General features: G+C 56.1%; 11 protein-coding genes. 7 read left to right on the forward strand and 4 right to left on the reverse strand.

The annotated features are described in order from the left end of the window. Positions 1 to 739 precede the first annotated feature (739 nt). A complete protein-coding gene (locus tag ACH3PB_RS09635; protein ID WP_416399264.1) occupies positions 740 to 3,700 on the forward strand; it encodes an Rne/Rng family ribonuclease in 2,961 nt (986 codons plus the stop codon). Then, positions 3,693 to 4,337 (forward strand): YecA family protein, encoded by a 645-nt coding sequence (locus ACH3PB_RS09640; RefSeq protein ID WP_416399265.1) that lies wholly within the window; start codon positions 3,693 to 3,695, stop codon positions 4,335 to 4,337. Before ACH3PB_RS09635 ends, ACH3PB_RS09640 begins: the two co-directional genes overlap by 8 nt. A 10-nt stretch (positions 4,338 to 4,347) precedes the next feature. On the opposite strand, the gene ACH3PB_RS09645 is transcribed toward ACH3PB_RS09640, so the two are convergent. Further along, on the reverse strand, positions 4,348 to 5,328 hold the full coding sequence (locus ACH3PB_RS09645; protein ID WP_416399266.1) for a hypothetical protein: 981 nt from the start codon (positions 5,326 to 5,328) through the stop codon (positions 4,348 to 4,350). Between the two features lie 145 nt (positions 5,329 to 5,473). Between ACH3PB_RS09645 and ACH3PB_RS09650 the strand changes: the two genes are divergently transcribed. Continuing rightward, a complete protein-coding gene (locus ACH3PB_RS09650) occupies positions 5,474 to 6,187 on the forward strand; it encodes a TIGR04211 family SH3 domain-containing protein (RefSeq protein ID WP_416399267.1) in 714 nt (237 codons plus the stop codon). A gap of 74 nt (positions 6,188 to 6,261) precedes the next feature. Next, the gene (locus tag ACH3PB_RS09655; RefSeq protein ID WP_416399268.1) at positions 6,262 to 6,531 is read left to right on the forward strand and encodes a PilZ domain-containing protein; all 270 of its coding nucleotides are present in this window, start codon (positions 6,262 to 6,264) and stop codon (positions 6,529 to 6,531) included. A gap of 68 nt (positions 6,532 to 6,599) precedes the next feature. On the opposite strand, the gene rraA is transcribed toward ACH3PB_RS09655, so the two are convergent. Together rraA and ppsA are read right to left on the reverse strand one after the other, a co-directional pair. After that, positions 6,600 to 7,085, reverse strand: coding sequence for a ribonuclease E activity regulator RraA (gene rraA, locus ACH3PB_RS09660; RefSeq protein WP_416399269.1), 486 nt, complete (start codon positions 7,083 to 7,085; stop codon positions 6,600 to 6,602). Between the two features lie 16 nt (positions 7,086 to 7,101). Further along, positions 7,102 to 9,435, reverse strand: a complete 2,334-nt coding sequence (ppsA, locus tag ACH3PB_RS09665; RefSeq protein ID WP_416399437.1) for a phosphoenolpyruvate synthase — start codon at positions 9,433 to 9,435, stop codon at positions 7,102 to 7,104. Positions 9,436 to 9,624: 189 nt separating this feature from the next. Here ppsA and ACH3PB_RS09670 point away from each other — a divergent pair, with 189 nt between their 5' ends. Continuing rightward, positions 9,625 to 10,443 (forward strand): pyruvate, water dikinase regulatory protein, encoded by an 819-nt coding sequence (locus ACH3PB_RS09670; protein ID WP_416399270.1) that lies wholly within the window; start codon positions 9,625 to 9,627, stop codon positions 10,441 to 10,443. A gap of 65 nt (positions 10,444 to 10,508) precedes the next feature. On the opposite strand, the gene ACH3PB_RS09675 is transcribed toward ACH3PB_RS09670, so the two are convergent. Next, complete coding sequence (locus ACH3PB_RS09675) at positions 10,509 to 13,544, reverse strand: insulinase family protein (protein WP_416399271.1); 3,036 nt, start codon at positions 13,542 to 13,544, stop codon at positions 10,509 to 10,511. Between the two features lie 152 nt (positions 13,545 to 13,696). Between ACH3PB_RS09675 and ACH3PB_RS09680 the strand changes: the two genes are divergently transcribed. Continuing rightward, the gene (locus tag ACH3PB_RS09680) at positions 13,697 to 14,368 is read left to right on the forward strand and encodes a hypothetical protein (RefSeq protein ID WP_416399272.1); all 672 of its coding nucleotides are present in this window, start codon (positions 13,697 to 13,699) and stop codon (positions 14,366 to 14,368) included. A 69-nt stretch (positions 14,369 to 14,437) separates the two neighbouring features. Further along, the gene (locus ACH3PB_RS09685; RefSeq protein ID WP_416399273.1) at positions 14,438 to 15,991 is read left to right on the forward strand and encodes a PEGA domain-containing protein; all 1,554 of its coding nucleotides are present in this window, start codon (positions 14,438 to 14,440) and stop codon (positions 15,989 to 15,991) included. Positions 15,992 to 16,023 lie beyond the last annotated feature (32 nt).

Raw genomic sequence — 16,023 nt, forward strand, 5'->3', positions numbered from 1 at the left:
GGTGGATCTGCCGTTCAGTGCGAGTTGACGGCGCACGCAGGGTAATACGGACTCGGCTTGCGGGCTCAGCTTACATTGCCGGATGATTACGAAACAATGATGGCGTCGATTGAAAACAATCGTTGCAATTGCTATATTCCATCTGTCAGGCGGCGTCTATGACAGCCATCACGCACGACTCGTTGTTACTTAGAGCTCAAACAGAACTCACAGCACGAGAGACGTGGGCCGCTAACTATACCGTTCCCGCTTTCGAAATCCAATTGCGATAGCCTGACAGCTTGCTGATATCAGCGTCCGAACCATCCAGACGCGGGCGAACATCCCTCCTAGGTGCTCGGGCTGATGCTAGCAGCAACCGTAGGCGTATCAGCTTATGTCACCGGATTGCATTTGGTTTCACCGATTGTGAAACACTGCTCTCAGAAGACCCGATACGCTCCATATCTCTACATACCAGAACGTGCATGGCCGCATTATGCACTGACAGAGACTTACGCCGGACCTTTCAAGGTGCGCAGCACTTGCCGCAGCACATAGTTAGGCCAGCAATTTTGACCGAAGGGACGCGTGCCGACCGCCTCGATACCGATCGAGGCCGCTCAGAGCACCTTTCGCTGCGGATCAATCTCAGAGCCTGCTGCACCTCTGATGAACCACGAGTTCGTCGAGCCAGCCGATCAGGCCCCCTCTGCCAGTCATGTCGCCGTCTGCACGGACAATAATAGCGACCCATCAAATGAAAAGAATGCTTATAAATGCAACACAGCGTGAAGAACTGCGTGTTGCGCTGGTAGACGGCCAGAAACTGTACGACCTTGATATAGAAGCAGCCACTCGCGAGCAGAAAAAAGCGAACATCTATAAGGGCAAGGTTACCCGCGTAGAGCAAAGCCTTGAAGCCGCCTTCGTCGATTTTGGCGCAGAACGTCATGGCTTTCTGCCACTGAAGGAAGTGGCTAAGAACTATTTCGAAAAGCCGCAGAACGACCAGAAAGGCGGCAAGCCGATCCTTCGTGAAGGCACAGAAGTGATCGTTCAGGTCGATAAGGAAGAGCGCGGCAACAAGGGCGCCGCACTCACGACCTATATCAGCCTCGCCGGGCGCTATCTGGTGCTCATGCCGAACAATGCCAAAGCTGGCGGTATCAGTCGTCGCATCGAGGGCGAAGAGCGCGAGCAGCTGAAGGACGCCACGCGCGGACTCGAAACCCCCAAGGGCATGGGTACGATCGTTCGCACCGCTGGTGTGGGCCGAACAACTGAGGAACTGCAGGGCGATCTTGATTACCTGATTCAGGTGTGGAGCTCCATCGAGCAGGCTACCGCTGCCAGAAAGGCCCCTTTCCTTGTGTATCAGGAAAGCAACGTGGTTATTCGAGCAGTGCGTGACTATCTCCGTAACGACATCGGTGAAGTTCTGATCGACAACCCCGAGGTGTACCAGGATGCACTGACCTTCGTGCGGGCCGTCGTGCCAAGCATGGAAAACAAGGTCAAGCTCTACGCAGAAGACATCCCCCTGTTCAATCGCTACCAGATCGAAAGCCAGATCGAAACAGCTTACCAGCGTGAGGTACGCCTGCCTTCCGGTGGCTCGATCGTTATCGATCCGACTGAAGCGCTCATCTCCATCGACATCAACAGTGCCCGAGCAACCAAGGGTGGCGACATCGAAGAAACTGCTTTCCAGACCAACTGCGAAGCGGCCGACGAAATTGCGCGCCAGCTCAGGCTCCGCGATATGGGCGGACTTGCTGTAATCGACTTCATCGACATGATGTCAAACAAGAATCAGCGTGAAGTGGAAAACCGGCTGCGCGCTGCTCTCGAAATTGACCGTGCACGAGTACAGATGGGCAAGATTTCCCGCTTCGGTCTGCTGGAAATGTCTCGCCAGCGTCTACGCCCTTCACTGGGTGAAACACGCTCCGAAACCTGCCCGCGCTGTGAGGGTCAGGGGACCATCAGAACTATTGAATCTCTCGCCCTGACGATCATTCGTCTCATGGAGGAAGAGGCGGTCAAGGATCGGACGACTGAAGTTCGCGCCATCTGTCCGGTCAATGTCGGCACATACCTGCTCAACGAAAAGCGGATTCAGCTGTGTGCCATCGAGAAACGGCTGAAGGTTTCACTGATCATCGTACCGACCCCCTCTATCGAAACACCGCAATTCGAAGTTCAGCGTATTCGCGATGACGCCAGCAATCTTGGCGAGACCAGCTATACCGTTACCGCGGAAGAGCTGGCTGACGACGATCAGTCGATGGACTTCATGTTCAAGCGTGGTCCGGTCCGTGAAGAAGCTGCCGTCAAGGGTGTTATTCCAATGCCTGCAGCTGCGGCCAAGCCAGCGGCCGCTGCAGAGCCCGTGCCTGCTGCACCTGCAGCAGCCCCTGAACAGGCGACTCAGGAAGCCGGCCTGTTGAGCAGGCTGAAGAACAAGCTCGGCGCAATGTTTGGTGTTGCACATCAATCGCCGGAGAGTGCTCAACCCCAGGCAGAAGCGCCGACGCAGAAACCTCGTCAGCCGCAGGCGCAGTCGCCTGCTGACCAGCGGGAAGATAGCCGAAGAAACAAGCGCAACGATCGCAACAGGCCGCCGCGTAACCGTGGCGACCGACCTGCTCGCGGTGAGCAGACCGGCAATACATCCGGTCGCACGCCCAATGAGCGTGACGGTAACGGCTCGAGACGGTCACAGCCATCAGCTGACTCGCAGAGCCCGGGACGAGCGGAGCGTGAGTCTGCCAAAACGGACGACGCCGGCAACAACGCCCAGCCGGGTAACTCTGGAAATCGTGCTTCAGGCGCCGAGGGCGAACCGAGACGTTCCCGCAGAGGCGGCCGTAATCGTGGAAACCGTCAGAACCGACAGGGTGGCGAAAACAGAAATGGCAACCAGGATTCCTCGGCTGAAGACAACACCAACGATCACAGCGCTGAGGCAACTACTCAAACTCCGGATACGGCAGACAATTCGCAGAAGGCTAGTGAGTTCGCTCGTCCAAGACGCAATCGCGGTAGTGGTTCGTCAGTGAAAACACCAGAGCCGACACGCGCAGCTGCAGCCCCAGATGCGGCGCCAGGACAGGTTCAGACCGAAGCTCACGCGAGCCAGGACAAGGCAGCACAGACTGAGGCACAACCTGCTCAGCGGCCACCAAGATCCGAGCAGAAAACGCGTGAAGCATCTTCTGCGCCTATCGGAACCGAAAGCGCCACGACGCTGAATCCGGACAAGATTGAGCAGGCTACGCATGACATCGTTGAAAAGACCGCCGCGGCTGATGCAGTCACTTCAGAGCCATCTGAGAAAAAAGAGCGCCAGCCGACAACTGAGATAGCGGCACCCGAAACTGCTGAGCCGCGCCGAGTAGAAAACCGCGTGAGCCCACAGGCGCCTCAAAATGCAGCGTCAACCCAACGCCCTGCGCGCACTTCACGGGGCCAACAGGCTTCTCAGGGCAGACGTGCGCCCGCGGAGCGAGACGGGAACGTTGCCGAGAGCGCAGCAGGTGCTACGGACAATAACGGCAATGTCGTGAGAGCGCATAACGACCCACGCGAGCGCAAGCGTCGTCAACAGATGGATGCCAATAATTCGACATCTGCTGCTGATGCTTCCGGAAATCAGTCGGATGCCAATGGCAACACAACGAACGATAACGGTGATGGAGCCTCGGCCCATGGCTGACGCCCGGGGCCTGCCAGAGGCCTACCCCTATTCACTCGATGATATGCAGCGCCTCGAAGCGCTGCTGTTCTCCGATCGTTTCCCTGATGCCATCGATTGTGTCGGACTCCATGGCCTTTGCAGTGCACTGGCGGTTGGGCCTGCTCATGATGACGCCTTTGATCTTGCCGCTTTCATACTCGGTGCAGAATCAATCGAATCGGATCCCGACAAACAGGCGGGCGAGGATAGCGTAAGCTGCTCGCCCGAGGATGCAGCCTTTCTGTCTGATAAAACTGCAGCGCTCGTCAGGCACATCCGTCGTCAGCTCGATAATGAACAGCTCCCTGCGTTGCCTGATGAAATTGAGACTGACAAGGATGCAGCTAGCGAGAACAGTCAGACCGCCCTCGAGAACTGGTGCCTGGGTTTCACCGAAATCGTCCTGACGCTGGAGGATCGCTGGTTTGCCGATCAGGCTGAAGAAGTCGCCACGCTGATTGCGCCCATATTGGCCGTAGCCGACGTGGAAGATCTTTCAGACGATACCGAGCTGGCGTCGACTTCACTGGCCGAACTATTAGAGCGGGGCTCCGATGGCGACTTCAGCATTCCAGAGCGCCTGGTCGATCTTTACCTGATTTTCAACGGCGAGTAATTCTTCGCAATCAATTAAGGGCCTCGAACAAGCTGGGAACTGCTTTCCGGCAGTTTGCAGGCCCTGACCCTTCCTTCAGTCCGGGCATGTCCGGAAAAAGACCAAGACGCCGCCATGGTGTCCGTCTCCCGTGATAGTCACTTCCCGCGGTCTGAAACAACTCATGTTTGCGAGCTAAATCAGCCAGCCATGCGGCCCTGCCCTGTTTGACATCAGGCGTAGCAACTTCAAGTGCGCGTAACTCACAGGCGCTACTCATGTCCTGATATTCTTCGACCAATAAGCGCAGCCGTGTGGCTGAAAGGTTGTAGGCATCTGGGTGAGCAAGTGATACCGCGACGCCACAAGCCGCCAACTCCTCGAGCAGTGCAGCCATCTCCGGCCAGTCGACGACTACATCGCCGGCCTTTCCTTGTCCAAGATAGCGATTAAACGCCTCCCTTTCCGTCCGCACTTCACCCATGGCCACCAGGGCCTGAGCGAAATGTGGTCTGGCGAGGAGCTCGGTATCGGGAAGATGCTCGCGCAGGTCCTGGCGTCCGGTAGCCTCTGACACCCTGGCGACAATGGTATCTGCGCGATGACGCCGCCTACTCATCTGCGTCTCAAGCAGCCCTTGCAAAGCAGGCTGATGTATATCGAGACCATAGGCGAGGATGTGGATAGTCTTACCTGCCCATTCGCAGGAGAGCTCGGCACCAGGTTCAATTGACATGCTGTGGTCAGATTGAGGTGAACGAACCCAGAGGCGCTGATCCGCGCCATCAACGCTCAGGGCAATGTCTCCGTCAAGGCTCTCATCACTGCTTGGCTTAGCTAATGTAGCGGCTGTCAGCAGCTCGTGATAGCCATTGAGCGTGTCATGATCAGTCATATAGAGTGTCGTAAGACCTCGACCAAAAGCCAGTGCGGCAAGCTCTCGAGGGCTATTCGTACCATCCGAGGCTGTACTATGACAGTGGCCATCGAAAGTGTGTTGTTTCAACTGCAAAATTCTGCTCCAACTCTGACTTTTGTAAAGGCTTTCTGTGTTCTATGCTATATTTCAAATGATCGCTGATCGGATCGTCATGGCAGCATCAGAACCTGTCAGGCTCTGCCTTCAATCTCAAATTCATCAAATAAATTGAAACAACATGAAACGAGTTTCTGAGACTTCCGGGCCGGTAGTTCGAACCAATATTTCACGCCCGCTCATCAATTTCATCTGCGTCGTAGGTCTTATCCTATCATTCCCTGCGCTAGCCGAACGGAAATATATCGACGATACGCTGTTTGCTCCGCTCAACAGCGGTGAAGGACTCAATTACCGAATCGTTCATCGTGGCCTTAAGAGCGGCACGCCAGTCGAAGTGCTCTCCTCCAACAAGGAAACCGGCTATAGCAAAGTCAGAGAGCCGGGCGGTATCGAAGGCTATTTACCAACACGCTTTCTATCGGATCAGCCTATCGCCCGTGATCGGCTCGAAAAGCTGACCAAGGAAACCAATCAGATGCGCGCTGATTTTGAGAAGATGCGCAGCGAGAACCTCACCCTTCGTGAACGCGCCGAAGCGATGGATGGCGAACGTGCCAAGCTCAGCAAGGAAAACGTCGCCCTTGAGCACGAACTGAGCGAGCTCAAGCGCATCTCTGAAGGTGCCATCGCGCTCGACGCCACCAATCGCGAATTTCGTGAAACCAACGAGCGGCTCAAGAATGAAGTCGATCTGCTCACGGCAGAGAATGATCGACTCAAAGAAGAGAAGAACAGCAACGCGATGCTACACGGCGGCGGTCTTGTCGCACTCGGGATTCTGATCGCGGTGATACTGCCAATGTTCAGGCAGCAAAAGAGAAGCAGCTGGTAGCCTTCCAGGAAAAACAACGACCACAGAGACCCTGCGTCATGAGAGATTACAGCGAGAAAAGAAATTTTATTCGAATGAAAGTCGATGCGCCAATCGAGCTACGCCGAACGGCGGACGGCAGTGAGAATGCTGAGCGAATACAAGGCATCTGCCGCAATCTGAGCGGCACTGGGATGGAAATACTGGTGAATGAGGAAATCGCGCCTGGCACTGAACTCTACAGTACGATGCCGTCGAATAACCCCTCGTTTCCTTCCTTCGAGACAAGAATCAGCGTACTGCGAACTCACCAGCATGAGGATCAGTACATTCTTGGTGTTGAAATCACCGAGGTCGCGTCCTGAGGCAAGTTGAGAGACATAAAAAAGCCGCGAAGTTCGCGGCTTTTCTCATTCTGGTGCTAACGGATGGCTTATTGTTGCACCAGTGACTGCTTGGAGACGATGATGCCATTGTTGTCTGCATAGATAAAATCGCCGGGCTGAATATCAACGCCGGCAATCTTGATCGGTACATTCAGGTCGCCAAGACCGCGCTTCTCGGTCTTTCTGGGAATCGAGGCCAGTGCCTGTACACCCAGATCGGTATCTGCCAGCTCATCAACGTCACGTACGCAACCATAGATGATCAGGCCTTCCCAGCCGTTCTGAGCAGCCTTTTCGGCCAGCATGTCGCCAAGCAGAGAAGCGCGCATGGAGCCACCGCCATCGACGACCATCACCTTGCCCTTACCTGGCTCGTCGACCTGCTCCTTCACAATGGAGTTGTCCTCAAAGCATTTGACGGTCACGACTTCGCCGCCAAAAATTTCTCTGCCGCCAAAGTTGCTGAACAATGGTTCCAGTACCTGCACGTCCATTCCGTGATCGTCACAGAGATCTGGTGTAGAAAAATTCATCGTGTGCAATCCTCCGTTAAAGCTGCTTTTCCGCAAGGAAGAACCAGGTATCCATGACTGAGTCGGGGTTCAGCGACACGCTGTCGATGCCCTGATCCATGAGCCAGCGGGCAAAATCCGGATGATCCGAGGGACCCTGCCCACAAATACCGATGTACTTGTTCTGTCGCTTACAGGCTGAGATAGCCTGCGAAAGCAGCGCCTTGACCGCATCATTCCGCTCGTCGAAAAGATGGGCAATCACGCCAGAGTCACGGTCCAGACCGAGCGTAAGCTGGGTCAGATCGTTCGAGCCAATTGAGAAACCATCGAAATATTCGAGGAACTGATCGGCAAGCAGCGCGTTGGCGGGCAGTTCGCACATCATGATAACGCGCAAGCCGTTCTCACCACGTGTCAGCCCGTTCTCAGCCAGCAGCTCCACAACCTGCTTCGCTTCACCGACTGTCCGAACGAAAGGCACCATGATCTCGACGTTGGTAAAGCCCATGGTGTCACGCACATATTTCAGCGCGCGGCATTCGAGCTCGAAACAATCGCGGAAGGTCTCGGAGATGTAACGGGACGCGCCACGGAACCCGAGCATGGGATTCTCTTCCTCGGGCTCGTACAGCGTGCCGCCGATGAGGTTGGCATATTCGTTGGACTTGAAGTCTGAGAGACGAACGATGACTTTTTGCGGATTGAACGAGGCCGCCAGTGTGCTGATCCCTTCAACAAGCTTGTCGATGAAGAATTCAACCGGACCTGCATAACCGCTGATGCGCTTCTCGACGACCTGACGCACATCGCGTGGCAGGGTTTCGAAATTAAGCAGCGCCTTGGGGTGCACACCGATCATGCGATTGATTATGAACTCGAGACGCGCCAGACCGACGCCCTCATTCGGCAGCCCCTGAAAGTCGAATGCGCGATCCGGGTTACCAACATTCATCATGATCTTGAACGGCAGCGCCGGCATGGATTCGATGCTGTTCTGGCGGAGTTCGAAATCGAGCAGACCTTCGTAGATCAGGCCGGTATCGCCCTCAGCGCAGGATACTGTGACATTCTGGCCTTCCTTCAGTATTTCGGTCGCGTCACCGCAGCCTACGACGGCTGGAATGCCCAGCTCGCGCGCAATGATGGCAGCGTGGCAGGTTCGTCCACCGCGATTGGTCACGATGGCAGAAGCCCGCTTCATGACCGGCTCCCAGTCGGGATCGGTCATATCGGTGACGAGCACATCGCCATCTTTCACCTTGTCCATCTCGTTGATGGAGTGCACCAGACGAACAGGACCCTTGCCGATGCGCTGACCGATACTGCGGCCCTCACAAATGACTGTGCCTGATTCCTGGAGCAGATAGCGCTCCATGATCGCGGAGCTGTTACGACTCTTGACCGTCTCGGGCCGTGCCTGGACGATATAGAGCTTCTGGTCGTCCCCATCTTTCGCCCATTCGATATCCATCGGCCGCTTGTAGTGCTTCTCGATTTCAATGGCCATCCGGGTGAGCTCGATGACTTCATCATCAGTGAGCGAGAACCGACCCCTGTCTGCGGGATCAACATCGATGGTGCGCACGGAGCGGCCGGCTGAGGCATGCTCGCCGTAAACCATCTTGATGGCCTTCGAACCGAGATTGCGCTTGAGAATCGCTGGACGACCCTCTTCGAAGTTCTTCTTGTAGACATAGAACTCGTCAGGGTTCACAGCGCCCTGCACAACGGTTTCGCCCAGACCATAGGAAGATGTGATGAACACGACCTGATCGAAACCTGACTCTGTATCCAGCGTGAACATGACGCCACTACTGGCGGATTCACTGCGCACCATGCGCTGAATGCCAGCTGACAGGGCTACGTGCTCGTGGGCATAACCTTGATGCGCACGATAGGAAATCGCTCGGTCGTTGAACAAAGATGCAAACACTTCCTTTACCGCATGCCGGACATGGTCCAGACCAGTGATATTGAGGAAGGTTTCCTGTTGACCTGCAAAAGACGCGTCTGGCAGATCCTCAGCGGTTGCCGAAGAGCGAATGGCGACTGGTGCTTCAGTCGCGCCTTTCTGCATTTCCTCATAAGCAGCTGCAAGATCCTTTTCCAGACCTGCAGGCAACTTCGCATCGGTTATCCAGCCGCGAATTTCCCTGCCGCATTCGGCAAGCGCGACAACATCGTCGATATTCAGTCGGTCCAGCCTCTCCTTGATCCGCTGTGCCAGACCATCCTGTTCAAGAAACTCGCGATAGGCATCTGCAGTAGTCGCAAAGCCGTTCGGCACGGTGACTCCGGCGCCTGAGAGATTGCTGATCATTTCACCCAGCGAAGCATTTTTTCCGCCGACCCTGTCGACATCGTGCATGCCCAGCTTGTCGAACCAGATGATGTTTGTTGCCAAAGTCTATCTCCCTGTCTCATACCATGGGCCCCAGGCTATGAGGCTCCAGTGTTAGGTCTCTTACTATTGCGAGATTCTTCTCAGAATGTTTCGAGAATTTTGAATGCGAATTCTGTAGGCTATCATAGCCTATTCGCCACGAGTACTCTATCGATGAAACGTACCGCCTTTTTCATTTCCGATGGCACCGGAATCACCGCCCAGGCGCTTGGTCAGGCGCTCCTGGCGCAATTCGAGACAATCGATTTCCAGCGCATCACCCTGCCCTATATCGACAGTGTGGAGAAGGCCCAGAACGTGGTTGCCCGCATCAATCGAACCGCCGATACCGATGAAGGTAGCCCGATTATTTTCGACACTATCGTCAACAGCGAAATCCGCAGCGTCATCCGCACCAGCCAGGGATACATGATCGATATCTTCGGCACCTTCCTCGAACCGCTGGAGATGGAGCTAGGTCACAAGTCCTCGTACACTGTGGGCAAATCTCACTCGATCACTGGTAGCGAACGGTATAATCAACGCATCGAGGCCATGAACTTTGCCCTCGAAAATGATGATGGCGCGCGAACGAGGCAGTACTCAGAAGCTGATCTGATACTCGTCGGTGTATCGAGAAGCGGCAAGACGCCAACCTGTATCTATCTCGCGCTGCAGTGCGGCCTCAAGGCGGCAAACTACCCGCTTACTGACGACGACATCCTCGACCAGAAGCTACCGAAGGTGCTGCAACCTTACCGCGAGAAGATCTTTGGACTCACCATCGATGTCGATCGTCTGGTCATGATCAGGAACGAGCGCAAGCCGAATTCGCGCTATGCGTCGGTCAAGCAGTGCATGTATGAAGTACAGGAAGTCGAATTGATGTATCAGCGCGAGCGCATTCCTCACATCAATTCCACACATTATTCCGTCGAAGAGATAGCGACCCGCATCCTCATGGAGACGGGTATAGAAAGGCGGGTTCGTTAGCGCCCCAGCGACATTGGCGCCATAGACGCCATGGGGCATCCTGAGTGGATGCCCCGGCACTCACGTCAGAGCTTGCGCAACTTGAAGCGTTTGGTATCCAGCTGAGAAGCGCCGCGCTCACCCACCACCAGACCTACAGAGTGCCTGGCGGCATCAGCCGCTGCCGTCAGGTAACGCTCTGCAACCTGCTTCAACTCGGCAGAACCGGTTTTCAGAACGCTCGACCTGAAGCGGGCGTGATAATCATCATCGCGACCGAACAAGGCATTGATGAAAGCGGTCTTGCCCTCACCGGCTGGCGAGCGAGGCTTGTCCAGTCCGCCAATCACACCGAGGATGGCCTCTTCGAGCGCTGCGTCCTCGATCCTGGTCTCCAGCAGCCAGTCCACTGAACGGGCAAAGTCCTGCAGCGTCTCGTTGAGCCGCGGATCGCGATAGCTGTAGAACTTGAAGGCACAGCTGCTCGCATCCTGTGCTGCACCGCCGCCATAGGCACCACCCTGCTCGCGCACGGCCCGGTGAAGGAAGCCATTTCGCATCAGATTGCCGATGACGGTAAGCGGCGCATTGTCTGGATGATCAGCGGGCACGGTAGGCACTGCGATCGCGGCAAAATTGACTTGCGAGTTGATCTGCCATGCTTGCTGCACCTGTATTGGCTGCTCCAGGCTAACGGTGCGGAGGTCCAGTCCCGTCATACCAAGCTGCAGATCGGCGCCAAAGCGATCAACGATCGACTGGCTCCGCTGAAGAAAGGCAGACTCGCCAATGGCTGCAAGTTGACCAGGTTCTGCAAGCAACTTCTGGTGCAGCTGTTCAAGCTTGCCTGCGAACACTTCGAGCTTGGCGCGATCGCTGAAGCCGGCGATGGTTTCGCGCAGCCATGGAATAGATTCGATGCCACCCATCTTGTAGCTGACCGCTGCACTTGCGCTCAAACCCGACGCTGCCAGCGACATGGCAAGGCTATGACCTGAACCCGTCACGCGCTCGACTCGCCGTGTCAGAATCTGACTGCAGAGCTCATGGATGCGGTCGAGCTCGTCGAAACGGCACTCCGCCATCGTTCGCGTCATCAGATCAGCCAGTTTGTCACCATTGCGCTCGAGCGCCTTGCCGCCAAGCACGAAGGCGCCGCCACAGAAGGCCGACGAATCCAGCGGACCACGATACTGCGTGAATGCACCGATACCACCGGTACTGGCTGACTGCGCCTCCTGCATCTGCAGATAGCTGGCCTTGCCTACGCCAAGCTCTGGAATGATGGCCGAGAGTAAGGGCAATAGCCTCAGCTCCTCATCGCCAAGCTGTGGAATCGAGGACACATACTGGAGATAGACCAGACCGTTGGTCCCCTGGTCATAAGCCGTGAGTAACTGTCCCTTGTCACTGGACTTGCCCAGCGCTTCAGCTGGCTTGACCATTGGCTTGTTCGGCGGCACATCCGCCAACCCAACTTTCGGCAGAATATCTGGCTTGTCAACCGAGGCCTGTCTTGCCGTAAGCGCTTCAGCGCGCTCGATCAGCTGTTGCCTCTGTTCAGCGCTCAGGCGTGAATTGATTTCAGCCAGCTTGCCAGCTTCTATGGCTGCCTGCCTTGCCGCCATCTGTTCGTCGGGCACCAGCGCCACGGTCACTCGATGCATGTTTTCCAACAGCAGGCGACGCACGAGTCCGCAGATGTAGTCAGGATCGGTGATTTTCTGTCTCAGCGACTCCAGAGCCTCATCGATATCCAGGTGTGAACCGGGATTGATGCCAGCCAGAGCCGGTGACAGACCTGCCAGAATCAGCTGAAGACCGTAGGGGTAGCCGTCGCCGGAAATCTCCCGCTGGCTCAGCTCGAGCTGATGCAGTACCGACTGCAACTTGTCCTGATCGATGCCGTTCTCGGCGATGTCCTGCAGTACGCCAAGTACGAGCTGTTCGAAGGCTTCGATGTGGCTTCTTTCGGAGCCCTCCAGACCACACACGAATACCATCTCGCGGAAGCTGTCTTCGAGCCCACAAAGTCCGCTGGGTGAATTACCCAGATCAGTGGTTTCAATCGCCTGCATGAGTGGTGACGCGCTGTGTTCCAGCAGCACGTTCGCCAACAGATGCGCCTCGAGATTCTGCTCCAGATCACTGCCGTCGCCCAGCAGCCAGCCCATGACGATATGAGTCTTGTTTTTCAGCCCGTTTTCTTCATCAGCCTCGCAGGGATAATGTTCGATAGCGGTCAATGGCGCGGCGTAGCGTTTTTCGGCCGGAATGGAGATCAGCCTGGACAGGCCGTCCGATGCGCTCACCGTAGCTGCGACACCATCAGGTACAGCAGCGAAGTGGCGCAGCGCATTGTCATGCAGCGACTGCTGGATTTCTTCCACCGGCAGATTGCCAAAGGTCATGATGACGGCGTTGGAAGGATGATAGTGTGTGGTATAGAACTGCTTGAGCTGCTCGTAGCTCAGCTCGGTGATCTCAGCCGGGTCGCCGCCACTATTGTGGTGATAGGTGGAACTGGGGAACAGGTGACGCGTCACCGCAGCCCAGAGTTGGGACATGGACGAACTCATCGCGCCCTTCATCTCGTTGTACACCACACCCTTGTAGACCAGCGGCGACTCGGGATTGGACGGCTCCGCCACCTCGATACGGTGACCCTCCTGCGCGAAATCCAGCTCGTTGAGTGTGGGGAAGAAGACCGCGTCCAGGTAGACGTCCAGCAGATTGAAGAAATCCTTGCGGTTTTCACTGGCGAATGGATAGGCCGTCCAGTCTGCACTGGTGAAGGCATTCATGAAGGTGTTCAGCGAGCGACGGGTCATCATGAAAAAAGGATCACGAACCGGATAGCGCTGGCTTCCGCACAAGGTGGTGTGCTCGAGGATATGAGCGACGCCAGTTGAATCGGTGGGCACCGTGCGCAGGCCGATCAGGCAGACATTCTCATCGCTCTCGGATGCAAGGTGATAGTGCACGCAGCGGCTGGCTTCGTGATACCAGGTTTGCAGGTTGACGTTCAACGATTCGATGTTTTCGGTCGAAATCAGGCGAAAATGGGCGGTAGCGGGGCTTGCAGCGTCATCCACCGCGGCTTGATTAGCATTTTTTCTCATAAATTTTTGTGCCAAATGATGACAGGTTCAGCGGCAAGCCTATCACAGGGTGCTATGGTTGTGACTAGACTGATAACTATCGGCGCAATAGGCATGGGTATGCCGGCCTGTCGTGAATCCTGTGGTGAACTTATGTTGCGATCTGACCAGCCATGATGAAATCGTCTTCAGCAAGCGACGAGGCGACAGCATTGCCTGTGCCTGAGCCCACAAGATCGTCGACCGAAAGTCTTCTATCAGACCGGCCGCTGCCTTCGCCTGAATCAGACCCCGGCACTGCCGAGGTCGCGAGCCCAGCCGAACCTCACACAGCATTCTTCGACACGGCACTGCTTTCGCGCCAGTATGTCAGGGAGCGCACTCGCTATATCGAGGAGCTTAAACGGCAGCCCGGCATGCTGCGCAAGCTGGTGACAGCTTCGGTGCTCTATCTTACGCGTCGCATGATATGGAGCTTTGGCTTCTTCCCGATCGTGATAGCGTTCTGGCTGCCGCTCGTGTTTGCCCGCTTCAACCCGGTGGTAATGGTCAACAACCTGCTGCCCTCGCTGCAATCTTTCGTGCAGGCCAACCCGCAGGCACAGGCCGCCGCCCTGGAAACCGTATTTATCGCCTGGTTCTCCATCGGCTTTGCGTTTACGATATTCGACCTGATTCTTACGCCATTCAGGAATCCGCTGGAACAGGCGACCAAATATCACATGCAGGCCTGGCTGGCGCTGAGAGCGCCTGGTGTAAGGGCTGCTGATATCGAAGCTGCCGACCTGGTGCAGAATGACCCGGAGACAGTACAAAAATCAGACAGTCAGCGCGCTGACTCCTGATTCAGTTCACAACAATCTGTTACAATAACGGCTACACTGACGCCTGTTACCTGTACCCTTGAGGGACTCATGGTCGACCTGAGACCGCTACTGTTCGTAAATCTGCTGGTATTCATGCTGTTCATCACAGCGGCCTTCGCCGCTTACGAACATGGTCGTCTTGACAACCTGCTGCCACCCTCGATTCAGCTTGCTGGTTCGAGCAAAGATCAATCCATGCCGGCTGACGCAAGCAGGGGCGCGTCCGAGCGCTCTTCCAGTGCAGCTATCGGCAGTCTCTGGCAAGACACTGCCGACGCGCAGGGTCGAGTCGATCGCGAGCCTGAAACGCTCAGCGACTTCAGTCCCTATGATGAAAATACCGAGGCCCTGTCAGCTAACGAAGATGTCGATGAGGCCATACTGTTCGTCGATCAGCTCGAGGCAGAGAGTGGCCCGAGCAGTGGCGATGCCTCCGAAGCGGCCGACAAGATAGCCGGTACGCTCGCCATGGCCACCGTGGACTCGGGTACGGATGCCACAAAATCCGCGTCAGATATCGCAAAGCGTGCGAGCGAACAGGCAAACGATGCTGCTGAGCAGGCAGAATCGACACAGGTCCCTGCCGACGCGACAGCTGAAGCACCGCAAGTCTCGGAGCCCGTGGTTGAAGCACCCGCGGTACCCGTCAAACCCGTTGCGCCAACGCCAACTACCGGCACCCTGGTCATTCGCTCGAATGTCACCGGCGACCGCGCATCAATCAACGGTCGTGATTATGGTGCGACGGCGGTTACCGAGCGGCTCAAGCCCGGCAGCTACGAAATAACAGTGACCAAGCCCGGCTATGAAGCCTGGTCAACGCAGGTCAGGCTTGAGCCCGGCGCAAAGCGCATTGTCCATGCGAAGTTGAACGAGATCAAAGGCGTCGATTTTGTCGATGGTGTCTGGCGAAACAACGTTCGCAGCGGTGAAGGCAAGTATCAGACCAGTGATGGCACGCGCTATACCGGCAACTTCGACGACGGACAGTTCGAAGGCTTTGGCAGTCTGAAAAAAGCGGACGGCACACGGTACGAGGGCAATTGGCTGGATGGCGAGTACCACGGTAGTGGCACACTGGTCCTGCCTGATGGCACCAAGTATGTCGGCACCTTCCGCAGTGGGCAGTACGACGGTCAGGGTACGTTGACGCTGGCCAACGGTGATATCTTCACCGGCCTCTGGGGCAACGGCAAGCTGAATGGTGAAGGCACATTCACAAGCTCGGATGGCGACCTATACGTAGGCAGCTTCGTGAACAATGAGTTTCATGGCCAGGGCACCATCACCTATGGCGATGGCTCGCACTACGAGGGAACTTTTGCCAATGGCGAGTATCAGGGCAAGGGCGCCCTCACCTTCGCTGATGGCAAGCGCTACGTCGGCCAATTCCTCGATGGCAAGTTCCACGGCCTCGGTGAGTTCATGAACCCGAACGGCAGCAAGATCACTGGCAATTTCAAATTTGGCGAACCGTTCGGCCAGGCCAAACTTACAACGGCGCAGGGCGAAGTCTTTACAGCGAGGACGAGCGAGCCAGGCACCTGTTATCGAGAACAAAGTTACAGAGCAACGGCCTGTCCGGAGCTGGAGGGATGGTAGGAACTATGTCAGCACTTAAACAAGACAGACGC

Origin of the sequence: Allohahella sp. A8 (genome assembly GCF_047946665.1) — a bacterium.
GTDB lineage: Bacteria > Pseudomonadota > Gammaproteobacteria > Pseudomonadales > Oleiphilaceae > Allohahella.